Annotated in this window: 16 protein-coding genes and 1 pseudogene; 7 read left to right on the forward strand and 10 right to left on the reverse strand. The window is 66.4% G+C overall.

The features are described 5' to 3' along the window. Together FPZ47_RS01430 and FPZ47_RS01435 are read right to left on the reverse strand one after the other, a co-directional pair. Window positions 1-271 (reverse strand): annotated as a pseudogene (locus tag FPZ47_RS01430) (thiolase C-terminal domain-containing protein); the annotation flags it as partial. Window positions 272-311: 40 nt separating this feature from the next. Continuing rightward, window positions 312-1,448: an amidohydrolase family protein gene (locus FPZ47_RS01435; protein WP_144945664.1), complete on the reverse strand. Its 1,137-nt coding sequence runs from the start codon at window positions 1,446-1,448 to the stop codon at window positions 312-314. 137 nt (window positions 1,449-1,585) lie between these two features. Between FPZ47_RS01435 and FPZ47_RS01440 the strand changes: the two genes are divergently transcribed. Next, window positions 1,586-2,269: a TetR/AcrR family transcriptional regulator gene (locus FPZ47_RS01440; protein ID WP_144945513.1), complete on the forward strand. Its 684-nt coding sequence runs from the start codon at window positions 1,586-1,588 to the stop codon at window positions 2,267-2,269. A gap of 4 nt (window positions 2,270-2,273) precedes the next feature. Here FPZ47_RS01440 and FPZ47_RS01445 read toward each other — a convergent pair whose 3' ends face one another. Continuing rightward, window positions 2,274-4,724: a CaiB/BaiF CoA-transferase family protein gene (locus FPZ47_RS01445; RefSeq protein WP_144945511.1), complete on the reverse strand. Its 2,451-nt coding sequence runs from the start codon at window positions 4,722-4,724 to the stop codon at window positions 2,274-2,276. 212 nt (window positions 4,725-4,936) lie between these two features. Here FPZ47_RS01445 and FPZ47_RS01450 point away from each other — a divergent pair, with 212 nt between their 5' ends. Further along, window positions 4,937-5,473 carry a hotdog domain-containing protein gene (locus FPZ47_RS01450; RefSeq protein ID WP_144945509.1) on the forward strand — a complete coding sequence of 179 codons (537 nt, stop codon included), beginning with the start codon at window positions 4,937-4,939 and terminating at the stop codon, window positions 5,471-5,473. A gap of 1 nt (window position 5,474) precedes the next feature. Here FPZ47_RS01450 and FPZ47_RS01455 read toward each other — a convergent pair whose 3' ends face one another. The 7 genes from FPZ47_RS01455 to FPZ47_RS01485 form a co-directional block, all read right to left on the reverse strand. Then, the gene (locus tag FPZ47_RS01455) at window positions 5,475-6,986 is read right to left on the reverse strand and encodes a class I adenylate-forming enzyme family protein (RefSeq protein WP_210419804.1); all 1,512 of its coding nucleotides are present in this window, start codon (window positions 6,984-6,986) and stop codon (window positions 5,475-5,477) included. After that, window positions 6,987-8,138 (reverse strand): acetyl-CoA acetyltransferase, encoded by a 1,152-nt coding sequence (locus tag FPZ47_RS01460; protein ID WP_144945507.1) that lies wholly within the window; start codon window positions 8,136-8,138, stop codon window positions 6,987-6,989. It abuts the gene before it with no gap. After that, window positions 8,135-9,097 (reverse strand): acyl-CoA dehydrogenase family protein, encoded by a 963-nt coding sequence (locus tag FPZ47_RS01465; protein WP_246133198.1) that lies wholly within the window; start codon window positions 9,095-9,097, stop codon window positions 8,135-8,137. Before FPZ47_RS01465 ends, FPZ47_RS01460 begins: the two co-directional genes overlap by 4 nt. An 81-nt stretch (window positions 9,098-9,178) precedes the next feature. After that, on the reverse strand, window positions 9,179-10,351 hold the full coding sequence (locus tag FPZ47_RS01470; RefSeq protein WP_144945503.1) for an acyl-CoA dehydrogenase family protein: 1,173 nt from the start codon (window positions 10,349-10,351) through the stop codon (window positions 9,179-9,181). 45 nt (window positions 10,352-10,396) lie between these two features. Next, window positions 10,397-11,161 carry an aldolase/citrate lyase family protein gene (locus FPZ47_RS01475; protein WP_281291716.1) on the reverse strand — a complete coding sequence of 255 codons (765 nt, stop codon included), beginning with the start codon at window positions 11,159-11,161 and terminating at the stop codon, window positions 10,397-10,399. Beyond that, the gene (hpaH, locus tag FPZ47_RS01480) at window positions 11,158-11,979 is read right to left on the reverse strand and encodes a 2-oxo-hept-4-ene-1,7-dioate hydratase (RefSeq protein WP_144945501.1); all 822 of its coding nucleotides are present in this window, start codon (window positions 11,977-11,979) and stop codon (window positions 11,158-11,160) included. The genes FPZ47_RS01475 and hpaH overlap by 4 nt, the downstream gene beginning before the upstream one ends. After that, window positions 11,976-12,899, reverse strand: a complete 924-nt coding sequence (locus FPZ47_RS01485; RefSeq protein ID WP_144945497.1) for an alpha/beta fold hydrolase — start codon at window positions 12,897-12,899, stop codon at window positions 11,976-11,978. Before FPZ47_RS01485 ends, hpaH begins: the two co-directional genes overlap by 4 nt. A 198-nt stretch (window positions 12,900-13,097) precedes the next feature. Here FPZ47_RS01485 and FPZ47_RS01490 point away from each other — a divergent pair, with 198 nt between their 5' ends. From FPZ47_RS01490 to FPZ47_RS01510, 5 genes are read left to right on the forward strand one after another with little or no spacing between them, the layout of a single operon-like run. Next, window positions 13,098-13,343: a hypothetical protein gene (locus FPZ47_RS01490; protein ID WP_144945495.1), complete on the forward strand. Its 246-nt coding sequence runs from the start codon at window positions 13,098-13,100 to the stop codon at window positions 13,341-13,343. Window positions 13,344-13,375: 32 nt separating this feature from the next. Next, the gene (locus tag FPZ47_RS01495; protein ID WP_144945656.1) at window positions 13,376-14,494 is read left to right on the forward strand and encodes a thiolase family protein; all 1,119 of its coding nucleotides are present in this window, start codon (window positions 13,376-13,378) and stop codon (window positions 14,492-14,494) included. Beyond that, entirely contained in the window at window positions 14,491-14,931 is a 441-nt protein-coding gene (locus FPZ47_RS01500; RefSeq protein WP_144945492.1) for a Zn-ribbon domain-containing OB-fold protein, read from the forward strand. The genes FPZ47_RS01495 and FPZ47_RS01500 overlap by 4 nt, the downstream gene beginning before the upstream one ends. After that, window positions 14,928-16,223, forward strand: a complete 1,296-nt coding sequence (locus tag FPZ47_RS01505) for an aromatic ring-hydroxylating oxygenase subunit alpha (protein WP_144945489.1) — start codon at window positions 14,928-14,930, stop codon at window positions 16,221-16,223. The genes FPZ47_RS01500 and FPZ47_RS01505 overlap by 4 nt, the downstream gene beginning before the upstream one ends. Further along, window positions 16,220-16,735: an aromatic-ring-hydroxylating dioxygenase subunit beta gene (locus tag FPZ47_RS01510; RefSeq protein ID WP_144945486.1), complete on the forward strand. Its 516-nt coding sequence runs from the start codon at window positions 16,220-16,222 to the stop codon at window positions 16,733-16,735. The genes FPZ47_RS01505 and FPZ47_RS01510 overlap by 4 nt, the downstream gene beginning before the upstream one ends. The last annotated feature ends 1 nt before the right edge of the window (window position 16,736 follow it).

Genomic DNA, 16,736 nt, shown 5'->3' on the forward strand with positions numbered 1-16,736 from the left:
GCCCGATCGCGACCGCCGACCCACCCCCACCGGAGGTCAGTGCGGCGGTGAACCGAACCTCGGGAATGCCAAGCGTTTCCATGAAGTCGGCGGTGTCCATCTTTTCGGTGTAGCCCGCGCTGGCTCCCGAATAGTAGGCGAAGCCGTCGACGTCGGTGACGGGAAGACCCGCGTCCTCGCACGCCGCCAAGATGGCCTCGCCGGCCAGCTCGGTGATCGACTTCGGCAACGACCCGCCGCGCTTGTAGTAGGGCGTGGCGCCGACACCCACGACCGCGACGTCGCATTGCCCTGTTGTATTTGGCACGCGCTCAGACGTTTTCGACTGGTATGGGCGGGACATCGGGGAACAGTTCGTAGAACGTGCCCTGGGTGATCCGCAGCCGGGTCTCGTCGCTGACGCCGTCGAACAGCCCCTTCAGGGTGTCTTGGGTGTGACCGAACGTGCCCTCCATGTGCGGGTAGTCGCTGCCGAACATCACGTTCTTGTAACCCATGTGCTCGAACGCGGCGACCGCCGTCTCATCGTGCTGGTATGAGGCATACACCTGGGTGTAGAGGATCTCCTTGGGGCTACGAGTCAGTTTGGGCCGCACCGCCATATGGTGTTGGCGATATCCCTCGACCATCCGGTCGCCGAGGAACGGCACCCAGGTCGCTCCGCCTTCGGAGATCAGCACCCGAAGGTCTGGGTGGCGGTCCAAAGCGCCGGAGGCGACCATCTTCATCGCCGCCCGTTGACCTGAGAACGTCGTCTCGGCGTAATTCATCACCGCTCCGCCCGGTCCGCGGTAGACCTGGCCCGCTCCGCCCGATGCACCGCCCACTGACATGTCGACCGGGTCGGTGCCGATATGGAATGCGATCACCATGCCGGCTTCTTCGGCCGCCGCCCAGAACGGTTCCCACTCCTTGCGATGCCAGTCCGGGGCGCTCGGATGGGGCGTCGTCGGCAAGAACACCGCCTTGAAGCCTTTGCCTGCCGCCCAATGCAGTTCCTCTACGGCGTCCTCCACGACCAGAGTCGATACCTGGGCGGTCACCACGTAACGCGGTGACACCGCGCAGATCTCCTCGAGCGCCCACTCGTTGCTGGCGCGCATACACGCCTTGAGCAATTCGGGGGTGCGGAAGGTCGAGGCCCACATGCCGAGCGACGGGAAAATGACCTCACCCCAAACACCTTCCTTGTCCAAGTCCCCAAGCCGTGCCTTCGCATCGCGGATGCCTTGCGGCTTCATGCTCTCCTCGATGAAGGCGGTCATCGCTGATGACGGCAGCTTGCGCCGGAAGATCTGTCCGTCGACCGAGACGGTCTCGTACTCGCCGTCGGGGTCCTTCTCGGCGTGCGGCGTCAGGTCGGCGAGCGCCTGGGGCAAACGGGACTGCCACAGGTCGTCGGGTTCCAGAAAGTGCGAGTCACCCGAATTGGTCCAGATCATGTTCATTGGTCCTCCACGGATTCGTCGCTCATTCGAATGATGCCAGCCGCCCAGGCGCAAGTCCAGTATTTCTAATGATTAGACATTACTATTTGGCGGAAGGGGTGACGACGGTAAAAACTGATGCGGACTAGAGGAGGCCCATGCCGGAGCTGGGAGCTGAGTCGCCCCCGAGCGAGCGGAGGCGAAATGCCTCGGGCGAATCGACTCGGGTGATGTTGATGGAGGTCGCCGAGCGGCTGTTCGCCACGCGCGGCATCGAAGCGGTGACACTGAAGGAGATTCAGCAGGCGGCCGGGCAGTCCAACACCTCGGTGATCCGCTACCACTTCGGATCCCGCGAGGGCCTGATACGTGCGCTGATCGCGTACCGCCAGGCCTCACTTGGGGCCGATCGTCAGGAAATGCTCACGATCATGCGCGAGCAGGGCAAGGAGGCGGACCCCCGCGCCGTGGTGTGGCTACTGGTGCGGCCGCTGGCCAACAGCATCGCCGCGGGTGAGATGTTCGCGCCTTTCCTCGCCCGGCTCATGGAGGATCCGCGCGCGCGCAACGATTACTGGCCGGATCACGTCGACGATGAGTGGACCCAGGAGAAGCTGGAAGAGCTGGTCGACGCCGCACTGCAGGATCTGCCCGAGCGGATCCGGCGTGGCCGGACCTTCCAGCTGTACGTCAGCCTGATCAATGTCCTCGCTGCGGCAGCTCGTTCGGGCCACGGACTCAGCGAGGCGCAGCTGCATAATTACGTGGACACCTGGGTCGGAATGTTAACGGCGCCGGTGTCGTATGAGACCCGCGCGCTGATGGCTGAAGACGACGTCTGAGCCGTCAGCTGCCGCCGACGATCTCTTTGGCTCTCAGGCCAGCGATTGCCGCGTCGTCCAGTCCGATTTCGCGCAGTACCCCATCGGTGTGCTGTCCGATGGTGCATCCCGCGTCGGCCCGTGTCCGTGATCGCGAGAACCGGCACAAGGGCGCTAGCCGCCGGTGCTCCTCGAAGATCGGGCTGTGGGCGTCCACGGCATAACCTGCCTCGTAGTACAGGTCGCCCTGCAGCACCAACTCGGAATTGGCCTCCATCACCTCGACGCACCCAACGTCTTGAGCGGACAGTTCCTCTTCCCACTCCAGTTTGGTCTTGGTCGCGAAAACCGTTGTCAGTGCGGCGATTAGCTCCTCGTCATACTGTGAGCGAGATTCGGCGTCGGCAAAGCGCTCGTCGGCGTGCAAGTCGACGTACGGCGACATCGCTTTAGCCAGTGCCGGCCATTCGCGCGGCAATGGAGCAGCGAGAAAGATATAGCCGTCGGCCGCTCGGTACATCCGATACAGAGCGTTCATGCCGAAAAACTGTTGGTCGGCGGCCGTCTCGGCGGGTCGGGACGCATAGCTCGCGTTGTAGGCGATCATCGCCTGCTGCACGGTGCCGAGCATCGTCGTCACCGCGTTGGTCAGCGCCTTCCCACGGCGCTTGGCGTACAAAGCGACCAGGAGCGCCGAACCGACACCGTGCGCCGCGATGCCGTCGGATTGTACGGCGGGGACGGCTCCACCCGCGTGGAGTTTGACAGCCCGCCGGTGCAAGTCATCCAGATCGGCGGGAGGCTCACCCGTGTCGTGGCTGTCGACGAGCGCCAAGCCCGACGCCGCGCCGACCGACGGCGCGTAGGCTGCGCGATGGGCGAACGGTCCGTCGACCCCGTAACCCGAGGTCGTCACGAACGCCAAGTCCGGATTGACCGCCCGCAGCGAGGCCTCATCGATCTTCGCCCGCTCGGCAGCCTTCCCGCGGAAGCACTGCAGCACGATGTCGGACCGCTTGGCCAGTTCGTAGACCAGCTCGAGGCCCTCGGGCTTGGTGAAGTCGATCGCGACGCTTTCCTTGCCCTGCAACACCTTTGCGCCACCCGCCTCGGGGAACGCGACCAGGTTGCGAATGTTGTCGCCATCGAGCGGTTCGACCTTGATGACACGGGCCCCCAGGTCGGCCAGCAGGGTCGCGCCGTATGGTCCGGCGAACATGCTGCCGAACTCCAGCACCGTCACACCCGTCAGCGGCGGATCGTCGTGGTCTGCCTGCGGGGCGGCCGGGGAGGCGCCGCCCACTTCGTCGAAGGTGACCGAGTCGTTGTGCTCGCCGACTCGGGGGGCCGGCCGAAGCCGGGTCAGCGGTTTGCCGTCGGCATGAATGAGGGTCGACGGCTGTCGTACGGCTCCCAGATCGGGGTCGATGACGGTGGTGGCGCGCCCTTCGTGCACGGTCTGCGGGTGATTCAGCGAGTCCTCGGGACTCCGGAACAATTCCCCACTCAGGTCGGGATTTTCCGCCATGGCCTGCTGCCATTCGGCGAGCGTGCGGGCACCGACCCGTTCGATCATCATGTCCCACCACTGCATGCGAAGTTCGGGGGTTGGCAGCATGGGAAAGCCCTGCCACTTCGGGTCGGCGAGCTCCCCCAGCAGGTCCAGCTCGGCCAGCCAGGCGCCGATCAATTTCGGCGATACCTGGGCGAACTGCAGCCATCGCCCGTCCTTGGTCGCACACACCAGCAACGCATAAATGAGATAGGCCTGGGGCCGGCCCTGATTGTCGTATGCGGCGTCCATCGGTTCGAAGGCGCCCGGATACCGTTGGAGCACCATCTCGTAGAACCAGTTGTAGGGATCCATCGATCCCATGCCCGTTACCAAGTTGGTCTCGACGGCTTGGCCGCGCCCACTGCGCTCCCGTTCCAGGAGCGCGGCCAGCACACCCTGAACGGCGGCATGGGCGGCACCCCACGAGGCATAAGTGAACGTGGTGAACGCCGGGCCAGGACGTGGCGCGAGTCCGCGCTTCTCGTGCATGACGCCCGTCTTGGCCATGACTAGCGCTTCCCAGCCCTTGTAACTGCGGAACGGGCCTGACGAGCCCCAACCGGTGATCGTCGCCGCGACGAGTCGTGGATAAGCCTTCGACAGCGCGTCGTGAGCAAGTCCGATGCGCTCGGCGGTGGTCGGCCGCATGGTGCTCACCATGACGTCGGCGCGCCGCAGCAGGGCACGCAGCCGCTCGAGGTCCGCGTCGTCATGCAGGTTCAGTGACACGCTGCGCTTGCCACGCAGCAGCGCTGGCCAGCCAGCTAGATCACGCAGCGGACTGCCGTCGGGCGGCTCGACCATGATCACCTCGGCCCCGCAGTCGGCGAGAAACTGCGTCGCCTGCGCGCCGGGCAGCGTCGTCGATAGGTCGACCACCACGAGGCCGGCCAGCGGCCCGTCCGACGCGACTTCCGGCATGTTCGCTCCCTAGCGCCTGCGGGCGGATCTCATGAAGACGTGAAGTGACGCACGCCACGTCAGCATCGCAGCGATCAATATTAATGTCAATGTATTAGTCTCGTGAGATGACGGAGACCCATGAAGCGGAGTCACGAGGCGGGTTCCCGCCGATGCGTACCTGGCAGGAGCCGGCGGTACGGAGCCCGGGCGGGGGCGCCGAATACGGCGACATGATCGCGGCGCTGCGCGATTTCCTTGACCACGTGGCCGCGGCGGCGCCGGACACGGCGACCATAGTCGCGCTAAAACAGGACTTGCAGGGATGGGCCGACCGCTTGGCCCAATCCGCAGTCCCCGAGCGACGGCAGATCTTCGCCCGCCGGCTCGATCTGCCGGGACGCGGACAAACCATGTCCCCCAACTTCATTCCGACCGCGGGCGACCATGAGAAAGTCGAGGGGTCGGTAACGTTCGGCCGATACTTCCTTGGCGGCGGAGGGGCCGTGCACGGCGGCGCCATCCCACTGTTATTCGACGAAGTGCTCGGGCGGCTCGCCAGCAGCGGCGACCGTGCTCCCGCGCGGACCGCGTATTTGCACACCGACTTCCGGTCTATTACACCCGTCGGCGAGGAACTGGCGGTACGGGCGTGGTTCGTCAGCGAGCAGGGGCGCAAACGAGTTCTCCGCGCTCAACTCACCCACGGCGACACGCTGTGCGCCGAAGCTGAGGGCCTGTTCATCGAGCTGCGCCCGGATCAGCCATGACTCAACGCTCGACTTCTGACGTCGGTTGCCGCCGTTGAATATCTCTGTCATGCAGGGTGATCAGCTCGCGCAGGGCGAGCCGGTCGGGCTTGAGCATCGCCGTCAGCGGTAACTCGTCGACGATCAGCAATTCGTCGGGAGCTTTGTAATCGGCCAGTTCGGTCGCCACGTGATTTCGCAACTCGGCCAGCGTGGGCGGCGCGGCGGCGTCTGCCGGCACCACGCACGCGACGCCGATCTCTCCGATCACCGGGGCCGAGCGCCCGACTACGGCAGCGTGTTTCACGCCGGGGTGTCCGGTGAGCGTCCGCTCAACCTCGCCGGGATGCACGTTGTAGCCACCCCGGATGTACATGTCACCGCGGCGACCAACCAGGGTGATATTGCCGTCGTCGCCGAGCACGCCGACGTCGCCGGTGCGCAGCCACCCGTCGCGCAACACCTCTGCGGTGAGTTGCGGGTTGCGCCAGTAGCCGCGCATCACGCAGGGGCCGCTCACCTCGAGTACGCCGTCCGCTCCGATGCGCACGTCCATTCCCGCGGCAGGCCGTCCCACGGTGCGGAATTGAACCTCGGGGGCGTCGTCCGGTTCGGTGCCGCTGATGGTCGGGCACTCGGTCATCGCGTACCGCACAACCAGCGGGACCCCGATATCCTCGGCGACCCGCCGTACCAGTTCGGGGGGCGCCGGCGCTGTAGCCACCACTCCGATCCGCAAGTGCGGCAATGCCTTCGAGGTCACTCCATCGACGTCGAGCAGCTTGGCCCACTGGGTCGGCACCGCGCCCGCCACGGTGACTCGCTCGTCGCGAAGGATGTCGAACATGCCCCGGGCCGACCACGGTGTCGGGGGCACCACCAATGTGCTGCCCCACACCAACTGATCCCAGAGCTTGAACATGTAGCCAGCGTGGGCGAACGGCGTCGACGTGAGGCGCCTGTCGTAGGGCGCGCTCATCACCCCTGATGCTGTCGCGCCCGCGGCCAGTCGCTCGGCATCGAAGGCCGCCCCCTTCGGCGTTCCCGTGGTGCCGCTGGTGAAGATCAACGCAACCAAATCCCGACGGCTGAGCTCCACGGCGGATGGTGCCGATGACGAGGTGTCTTTGCACAGCGCATCCCGCGACAGCAGCCGATGTCCGGTGTCGGGTAGGGGCCCGAGCTGCTCGTCAGCCACGATCAACGCTGGCTCAGCTTGCTGCAGAACCGATTCGATCTCTCGACGACCCAGCCGGGGGTTCAGGCCGGCGGTGATCGCGCCGATCATCGCCGCGGCGGCGTAACACGTCGCATAGTCGATGCCCGACGGCAGCCACAGCGTGACGACATCGCCCTTGCCGACGCCGAGGTCGGCGAACTGGGCCGCGACGCTACGGGCTCGGCCGATCCAGTCCGCGAAGGTGATTCGGGCGCCGGGCTCGACGTAGGCCTCGATGTCCCCATGGACGGCGGCGGCCATTTCCAACATCACCCGGGTGTCGGCCACATCGGAACTCAGCGGTGCGTGCGCCACCTACGGTTCCTCGGCGCCGAGAATCATTGTGCCGCTGGAGCAGAACCAGCCGCCGGTACCGCTGACGCAGGCGATCCGGGCGTCGGGTACTTGGCGCGGGCCGCATTCGCCGCGTAGCTGGCGTGCCGCCTCGACCAGCAGGAACAAACCCCGCTGACCCGGGTGGCACGCCGACAGTCCGCCGCCGTCGGTGTTGGTGGGAAGTTCACCGCCTAACCGCAACGAACCTTTCTCGACGAATCCGCCGCCTTCCCCCTTCGGGCAGAAGCCGATGTCTTCGAGGGTGAGCAGCAACATGTAGGTGAACGCGTCGTAGATTTCCGCGACGTCGACGTCGGACGGGGAGACACCGGCACGAGCGAAGGCCAGCGGCCCGCTGACCGAGGCCGGGCCGATAGTGAGGTCGTCCCACTGAGACGTCAGCATGTGCGAGGTGGTTTCCCCCGAGCCGAGCACCCACACCGGCTTACTACGAAGATCCTTCGCGCGTTTCGCGCTGACGAGAACGGCGGCGGCGCCACCGTCGCTGCGAATGCAGCAGTGCAGCTTGGTGAAGGGGTCGGCGATCATCGGTGCGCCGAGCACGTCGTCGATGCTGATCGGGTCGCGGTAGTAGGCCTCGGGATTGTCGGCCGCATTGAACCGCGCGGACACGGCGACCTCGGCAAGCTGCTCGATCGTGGTGCCGTAGGTGTACATGTGCCGGCGCGCCGCCATGGCGTACTTGGAGATCAGGGTGTGGCCGTAGGGCGCCTCCCACTGCAGCGGTCCGCGCGCGCCCCAGTTGATGTTGGCCCCCCGCAACCCTTTTCGGAGATCCGAGCGCGCGGTCGAGCCGTAGCTCAGCAGCACCACGTCGGCATGCCCAGCGGCGATCGCGTCAGCCGCGTGGGCGGCCATCACCTCCCACGACGCTCCCCCGACCGCGGTGGAGTCGATCCACCGTGGCCGCAGCCCCAGATATTCGCCGACGTCGACTGGGGGAAGTGTGCCCTGACCGGTGGAGGCCAACCCGTCGACGTCGCCGGGCGTCAGGCCGGCATCGGCCAGGGCGCGCCGGCTGGCCTGGGCGATCAGCTCGTAGGGGCCCTTGTCGTCGACCCGCCCCACGTCGGACAGGGCCACGCCCGCGATGGCGACCGTGCCGCTCACTGGGCGCGGTCCTGGGCCAGCAGTTCGGCCAGCACGTCGGTGGGCTCACCGAACAAGTGTCGAAACACATGCGCGCGCTTCAGATACAGGTGCATGTCGTTCTCGAATGTGTAGCCCATCCCGCCGAACACGTGGATGCCTGCGGCGGCATTGTCGACGGCCGCCGAGCCGGCCACCGTGACGGCCGCGAGCACTTGCAGCAGGGCGTCGGCGCGGCCACCCGCGAACGCCACCGCGGCGAAGAATGTCTGCGCCTGAGCGGCCTCGGCGGCGATCTCCATGTTGACGCAGGCGTGCTTGATCGCCTGATGCACGCCGATCGGTTTGCCGAACTGCACCCGTGTCTTGGCGTGTTCGGTCGCCGACGCTGCCGCGGCCGCGGCCAAGCCGGTAAGATAGCCTGCCGCAAGCACCGTCGCGCGGGCCCAGATCCATTCGTCCTCAGCGGGCAACCAGTGCACGGGTTCAGCGGATTCTACTGTGGCCGAGGCTATCCGGGTGCCCGGGTCGGCAGCGGTCACGGCAGCCAGTGGCCCGAAGGAATCGATGTCGACGAGAGCGGCGCCGCTGCGGGCCACCAGCAGGGCGTGCGAGGCACCCGCCGGTTCGAACAAATCGAAGGTGCCTTTAATAGGCCTAGCCGGGCGGACGTCGCCGTCGCCACGCAGTACCGCGAGGGCCACCGAGGTCGCCCCGGAGCCGATCCGCTGCGCGAGCGGATCGTCGCCGCAGCGGGCTGCCACCCGAGCGGCCAACGTGCACCCCAGAAACGGCCCCGGCGCGAGGCGCTTGCCGAGTTCGACGAACAGCAGCGCCTCGTCGTCGAGGGGCCGGCCCGATCCTCCGAACTCCTCATCGAGCCCGAGCGTGAGCAGGCCCAACTCCGCACATTCTCGCCACAGCGACTCAGGAACCGACGCTTGCACGTGGCGATTAGCGCGGATCCGTTCCACGGGCATCCGATCGGCGAGGAATTCACCAGCCGCCGTGACGATTTCGAGCTGATCAACTCCGGGTAGTAAATCCACCGTTTGGTCCTCTCATCGCGGCAGTCCCAGCACGCGCTCGCCGACGATGTTGCGCTGGACCTCCGAAGTTCCGCCGCCGATGGCTTGAGAGAAGCTGTAGTAGTAATAACCGACCCAGCCGTCCACGTCCCACCGCGACGAATACCGGACCGCAGCAGGACCGACAATATCCATCGCCAATTTGCCGATCTCCTTGGCCAATTCGGCGTACATCAGCTTGACGATCGAACCCCGCGGGCCCGGCGTCTCGGTCTTCATGGCCTCGCAGATGTTCGTGTAGGTGAGCGCCCGCAGCGACGCCACGGAGGCGCGGGCCCGGGCCAGTCGTCGCGCGATCTCGTCGTCGGCGATGGCGGGCCTGAGCCCGTCCGGGCCGACGTGGTCGCGCGCGTAGTCGATGAGGTCCTCGATGATCTTGGCCAACCGCACCTGGTTGGCGGTGAACGCGGTGCCGCGCTCGAAGGAGAGGGTGGCCATCGCAACCGACCAACCTTCGCCCACATCGCCGACCACGTTGCAGAGCGGAATGCGCACATCGTCGTAGAACACTTCGCAGAATTCTGAGCCGCCCTCGATGGTCTCGATCGGGCGGACGTCGATGCCCGGCGTACTCATGTCACAGATTACCCAGGTGATGCCCTTGTGCTTGCTGCCGGTGTTGTCCGTGCGCACCAGCAATTCCTGGTAGTCCGCGACGGTGGCGAAGCTGGTCCACAGCTTCTGTCCCGACACCACCAGGTCCTCACCGTCGATGACCGCCTTGGTGCGCAACGCCGCCAGATCCGATCCAGCATCGGGCTCGGAGAAGCCTTGACACCAAATCACCTCGCCCCCAAGTATTTTCGGCAGGTGGAATGACTTTTGCTCCTCGGTGGCTCTGGTGATCAGAGTGGGCCCGGCATGCGAGTTACCGACGAAGCACGCATCGATGCCGGGGAACCCCCGCGCGGCGTACTCCTCATACCAGATCAACTGCTGTAGCAGCGTCAGCCCTTTTCCGCCGTACTCGGTGGGCCAGGCGATGCCGGCCCAGCCGCCTTCGGCCTGAGTGCGCTGCCAGGCAAGGTCGTATTCGCGGATACCCGCGTCGTCGCGGGGGCGCGGCTCGGTCGGCTTGTTCTCGTCGAGCCACGTGCGGACCTGGTCGCGAAACTCCAGCTGGTCAGGCGTGAAGTCGAGGTCCATGATCCGGAATTCTAGGTGACACGATAGTCAGAAACAATGCGGCACTCATCGGCTGCGATACCGTGCGGCCAGTTCTTCAGCACCGCGGGCCAGCAGTGCCACGTCCGCGCCGACGAGCACGAAGCTCGCGCCGGCCGCCATGTAGCGGCGCGCCAGTGGCTCGCTGAACGCATTAACCCCGGCGCGCTTGCCGTGTTCCACGATGGTCGCCAGCGCGGTTTCAATGGCGTTCACGATGTCTGGATGCTCCGGCTGCCCAAGTTTGCCCATCGACGCTGCCAGGTCGGCCGGCCCGATGAAGACGGCGTCCACTCCGTCGACGTCGACGATCTCTCCGAGCTGAGCCAGACCTGCCGCACTCTCCACCTGCACGGTCAACGACACCGTTGCGTCAGCGGTGACAAGATAGTCAGAAATGCGGTTCCAACGCGATGCACGGGCCAACGCGCTGCCCACGCCGCGGATGCCCCCGGGCGGGTAGCGGGTGGCGGCAACCGCCGCGGCCGCTGGGTCAGGCCCGTCGATCATCGGGACGATGATGTTCTGAGCCCCGATGTCGAGCAATTGCTTGATGAACACCGGGTCAGCCGAGGGCGGACGCACCAGCACGTCGACATCGGGATAGCCGGCCAACACCTGCAGCTGTTCGAGCGTGGTGCGCACATCGTTGGGCGCATGTTCCTGATCCACCAGCAGCCAGTCAATCCCGGACCCTGCACAGATTTCGGTGACGTAACCGCTGCCCGAGGCCACCCACATGCCGATGCGCGGGCCGCCGTCGTCGATGCGCTGTGTCCACCGATTTGTCACGACGCCTCCGATTCAAACGTCACCGAGACCGTGCCCAGGGGCCCGTAGTCCGCAACGAAGCTGTCCCCCGGTTCGGCGAACACTGGCTTGGTGAACGATCCGGACAGGATGACCTCCCCGCGTCCCAGCGAAACCCCGTGCGGGGCGAGCCGATTGGCCAGCCAGGCCACGCCGTTGCCGGGATGGTTGAGCACCGCGGCGGCCACCCCGGACTCTTCAATGGTGCCGTTGCGCCGCAGCAGCGCCGCCACCCAGCGCAGGTCGACGTCCAGTGGGCGCAGCACCCGCCCACCCAGGACCAGACCCGCGTCCGCGGCGTTGTCGGCGATGGTGTCGACGATGGTCCGCAGGTGGCCGGTCTCGGGGTCCGACATCTGCACCCTGGCATCGAGGATCTCGAGTGCAGGAGTGACGAACTCGGCGGCCCGCAATACGTCGAACAACGTCACGCCCGGACCGCGCAGCTGCTCGCCCAGCACGAACGCCAGCTCGACCTCGACGCGTGGACGGATGTAACGGTCCAGCGGTATGCGGCCGCCATCCTCGATGAACATGTCGTCGAACAGCGCGCCGTAATCCGGTTCGTCAATCGACACCGCCCGCTGCATCACCTTCGACGTCAGGCCGATCTTGCGGCCCTTGACTTCTCGCCCGTCGGCCACCTTCAGCGCGACGAGCGCCCGCTGCACCGCGTAGGCGTCCTCGATGGTCATGTCGGGATAGTCGAGCGACAACTGCCGGATCGGTGTGCGGGTCTTCTCGGCCTCATACAGCCGCCGCGCTATGTCCGCGAGGTCGTCCTGTCCGGGTCTGCTCATCTCGCGAGGAACTCGATCGCCGCGGCGTTGAACGCTTCGGGATCCTCGAAATGCGGCCAGTGCCGCACCGAGGGCATCTCGAACACCTCCGAGTTCGGGATCAGGTCGGCGATGGTGCGGGCGGTGTCCTGATAGACACCGTGATCCTTGCCCGAGGCCACGATCATCACCGGTGCGGTGATGCCGCGCCACTTGTCGTCGGGAATCAGGTTGCGGCGGCGCACTTTCTCGTCCTGCAGGATCAGCAGCCGGTCAATGGTGTTGCGGGTGTCCTCACGCCGATAGACCGCCTGGCGTAGGCCGATGAGATCAGGCAGCCGATTGGCTTCGTCGGCGATCAGGTGGGCGAAAACGGCGTGCAACGATTCCCACGTCGGCTCGTTGACCGCCTTGGTTCGCTCCGCCCGAATGCGGGCCATATTCGACGCCGAGGCCTCCCGGCCGGCCGGCGACATCAGGATCACCCTGTCCACCCGGTCGGGGTGGCCGACTGAGACCGCGGACGCCACAAACGCGCCCAGCGACATCGCAATGAAGTTGGCCGACGCCATGCCGAAGTGGTCCATCACGCCAAGCACGTGTTCGACATAGATGGCGATCTCGTAGTCATAGTCCGGCTTGGCGGAGAACCCGTTGCCGACCATGTCGATCCCCACGCAGTGGAAATGCTGCGACAGTGCGGCCAGGTTGGGCGCGAATGTCTCCCAGTGCCCGCCGGTGCCGTGCAGCAGGATGGCGTGCGGCTTGTCCGGCCCGCCGGCCTCGGCATAACGCGTGCGAACGGCCGCGCCGTTGACGTTGATGTCGACGAACCCCTGCCGGAATTCGAGCTCCTTGAGATACATCCAGATGCTGCGGTAGTTCTCCGTGTCGACTCGGCTCACGTCGCCCGCCGCGTCCGGGGTTTCTACTTGGCTCATCTCACCTTCTCGTATGTCCGTATCTGACATATCTGTCATCTAGTGCTGACGTCGCCTCGCGCGCTTACCATCGTCGCATAAGCCCTATGTTCCCATGTTAGAAACGACTCACACCGCTGGGCATGGCGCGCGATACGGAAGCGGGCGTTGCGTTGCCCTCCATTGATTCTGACACTCGTATGCGGTAATACTGGGCAGGTGAACACTCCGGCTGGACGCCGCGTGCTCGCCGACCTGGTCAACGAGTTCGCGGCCGTGCGGTTGTCGTTGGACGTCAACGGGAACGGCCCCCGCCTGCTCGTCGAAGACCTCGAAGGCGGCGAGCAGGTCTTCCTGTGTCCGTTGGAGTTGGCCAGCTTCACGTTGGCCACCGCCGAAGACCGCGAGGAGTGGGTGCGGGTGGGCAACTATCGCGGCGAGCGCCGGCCAACGGAACAACCGTGAGTGCCGCCGATACCGACCTGATCGGCCTGGGCATGACCGCGATGTCGCTGCGGCCGGGCGCAACCCCGCTCGAACTGGCGGTCATGGCGAGCGGCGCCGCGCTGGCCGATGCCGAGGTGGGGCGCGCGGACGTCGACGGAATCCTGGTCGGCTCGTCGCAGGGCGTCCGGCCCGATCGGTTGGGCGTCGGCTTCGCCGCCGCGGCCGGCTTCTCGCACCTGCGCCTGCTGGAGCACGTCGAGATCAAAGGCGCCACGACCATCGCTATGATCCAGCGCGCACGCCACGCGATCGTCAACGGGGAGGCCTCGACCGTACTGTGCGTCTTCGCCGACGCGCCCCTGGTGGCCGGCCGCGGCGCGGGGTCGACCTACGCGCACAGTGGCGGCAACGCCGGGGTGCGCGGCTTGGAGCGGGCCTCCGGGCTGCTTGGCTCGGTGCCGACGTATGCGCTGCTGACCCAACGCTGGCTGCACGTCACCGGCACCAGTGCCGACGCGCTGCGATCGGTGGCCACCACGGCGAGGCGTTGGGCGCGCGGCAATCCCGACGCGGTCAACCGAGAGCCGCTCGACGACGCCGACTACGACGCTTCCCCGATGGTCGCCGAACCGCTTCGGCTGCTGGACTGCGCTCGGCCGGTCAACGGCGCGGTCGCCGTCGTGCTCACCGGGCGGCCCTCCGTCGGCGGCACCAGACTGCGGGTGCGCGGGACCGGTCGCGAGCATCCGGTGCGGCGCCGCCGTGCGGGCGCCGAGTCGTGGTTCGGCGGCGGTGGCCGCGCAGTGCAGGACGCGCTGGACCAGGCCGGCCTGGTTCGTGCGGACCTGGACGTGGCCGAGCTGTACGACCCGTTTTCGATCGTCACCCTGGCGCTGCTCGACGAGTACCGGCTCACCGGTGACGTTCCCGCTGGCGCGTTCGTGCGCGACGGCCAGATCGGGCCGGGCGGCACGCTGCCGACCAACACCGGTGGTGGCCAGCTGTCCGGTTTCTACCTGCAGGGCATGACGCCGTTGGCGGAGGCGATGATTCAGCTGCGCGGCGACGGCGGCCAACGTCAGGTTCCGGGGGCGACGGTAGCGCTGGTCGGCGGTATCGGCGGCCGGATGGACCACCATGCGGCGTTGGTGCTGGAGCGCGCCGCATGACCGCCACCGCGGTCGAGGACTGGCTGCTGGACCGCACGCTGGCGCCCGCCGTCGATGACGACTTGCTGGCGCCGTTGTACCGGGCGGCTGTACGCAATGAGCTCGCGATGCCGTTCTGCGCGGCATGCACGCTGGCACTCGAGCTTGACCAAGAGGTCTGCGACGGTTGCGGGCACAGCGAACGCGATTGGCGCACCGTCGATCCACGCGGCACCGTCCACGCCGCGACACTGATGCACCGACGCGAGCCCGACCTGGTGCACGGCCTGGCGCCCTACCCCATCGTCGACGTCGAACTGTCGAGCGGGCACCGCATGATCATGACCACCGTGCACGCCGCGGATACCGCACCGACCATCGGCACGGCGGTCCGCATCGGTTTCCGCCGCCTCGGCGACGTCGCCATCCCAGCCATCGACCTACCGGAGGACCAGTGACGACACTCGAATCCGCGCCTGCGACAGACAGCTTTGACGTCGGGACCGTCATACGCAGCGACCGCGTCCACGGCAGCGTGTACACCTCCGCCGAGATTTTCCGCCGCGAGATGGACACTATTTTCAAGACCGGATGGGTCTACGTCGCGCACGAGAGCGAGGTCAGCGAGCCAGGCGACTACCTCACCCGGATGATCGGGCATGACCCGGTCGTCGTGGCGCGCGGCAAAGATGGTGTGGTGCGGGTGGTGCTCAACCGCTGCACTCACCGGGCCAACAAGCTGTGCAACGCCGAGAAGGGCAACGCCAACTCGTTCCGGTGCCCGTATCACGGCTGGACGTTCAGTAACACCGGTGCGTTGCAGGGTGTTCCGATGCGCGAAGGTTACGGCGAGGCATTCAACCAGGTGCGCGCTGAACTGGGCCTGGCCCAGGCACCCCGGGTGGACAGCTACGGCGGATTCGTCTTCGCGTCACTGGCACCCGAAGGCATCTCGCTGCCCGAGCATCTCGGCAAGGCGACGCGCGCCATCGACCGGCTGCTGAACCTGTCCCCCACCCGCAAGATCGACTTGCGGGCCAACTGGATGAAGCACTTGCATCACGCCAACTGGAAGATGGTGGTAGAGAACAACGTCGACGGCTACCACGCACTGTTCACCCACGCCTCGGTGTACGACGCCATCAAGCCTGCGAAGGTGTCGCACGTGCCGACCAAGGTCGACGTGCTGGTCCGAGACCTCGGCAATGGCCATTCCGAAATCGATTACAGCGATGAATACCGCAAGCTCGACGAGGAATTCGTCTGGTACGGCCGCATCCCGCGGGCCAAGCTCGCCGATTACGTCGAGGCACTCGAGGGTGCGTACGGCCCCGAGCAGGCCCACGACGCGCTGGTAGTGGGCCCACCACACACGTTGATCTGGCCCAACCTCTTCCTCGCCGAAATGAACGTCATGTTCGTCGAGCCGCAGGCCCCCGACCGCACCGTCGCCTACACCACCGCGGTCTTGATACCCGGTCAGGATGCGTTGAACGAGCGCACGCTGCGACGCTCCGAGGGGGCGATGGGTCCAGCGGGGTTCCTGATCGCCGACGACGGAGAAATCGGCATGCGCAACCAGGCCGGGCTCGCCGCCGAACTGCCCGAGTGGCTGATGCTGGCGCGCGGCCTCGAAAGCGACATCGACGATACGACTGGAATCATCAACCGGGACAAGAGCGCCGAGACGCCTCAGCGCGGTTTCTACTCGCACTGGGCCTCGGTCGTCGGCGGGAGGGCCGGCGCATGACCGTCAACTCCGAAACCCAGGCCCGTCCCGCGCTGCGTCCCCTGCCGGACCCCGAGATCCTGTCGTTTCTGTATCTGGAGGCGCGCCTGGCCGACGAGGGCCGCTACTCGGAGTGGGAGGCGCTCTGGGCCGATGACGACGACACGGTCGAGTATCGCGTCCCGATGCACCCCGACGACGACCCGCGAACCACGCTGGCCTACATCAATGACAACCGGCGACGGATCCAGAGTCGGGTGGCTCAGCTCAACACCGGCAACCGGCACTCGCAGACGCCGCCGTCGGTGATGCGGCGCGTGGTCTCCAACAGCGAGGTGGTGGACACCGGTGCCGACACCGTCACGGTCGAGTCCAACTTCGCGTTGTTCGAATACCGTCTGCGTCAACGCTTCTGGGCCGGCCGCGTTCTCCACACGATTCGGTTGTCGCCGAATGGCCCGCGGCTGATTCGCAAGATCGTGCACCTGATCGACGCAAGCGGCCCGGTCGAGACACTCGCTTTCCTGATTTGAA

This window comes from Mycobacterium helveticum, from assembly GCF_007714205.1.
Lineage (GTDB): Bacteria > Actinomycetota > Actinomycetes > Mycobacteriales > Mycobacteriaceae > Mycobacterium > Mycobacterium helveticum.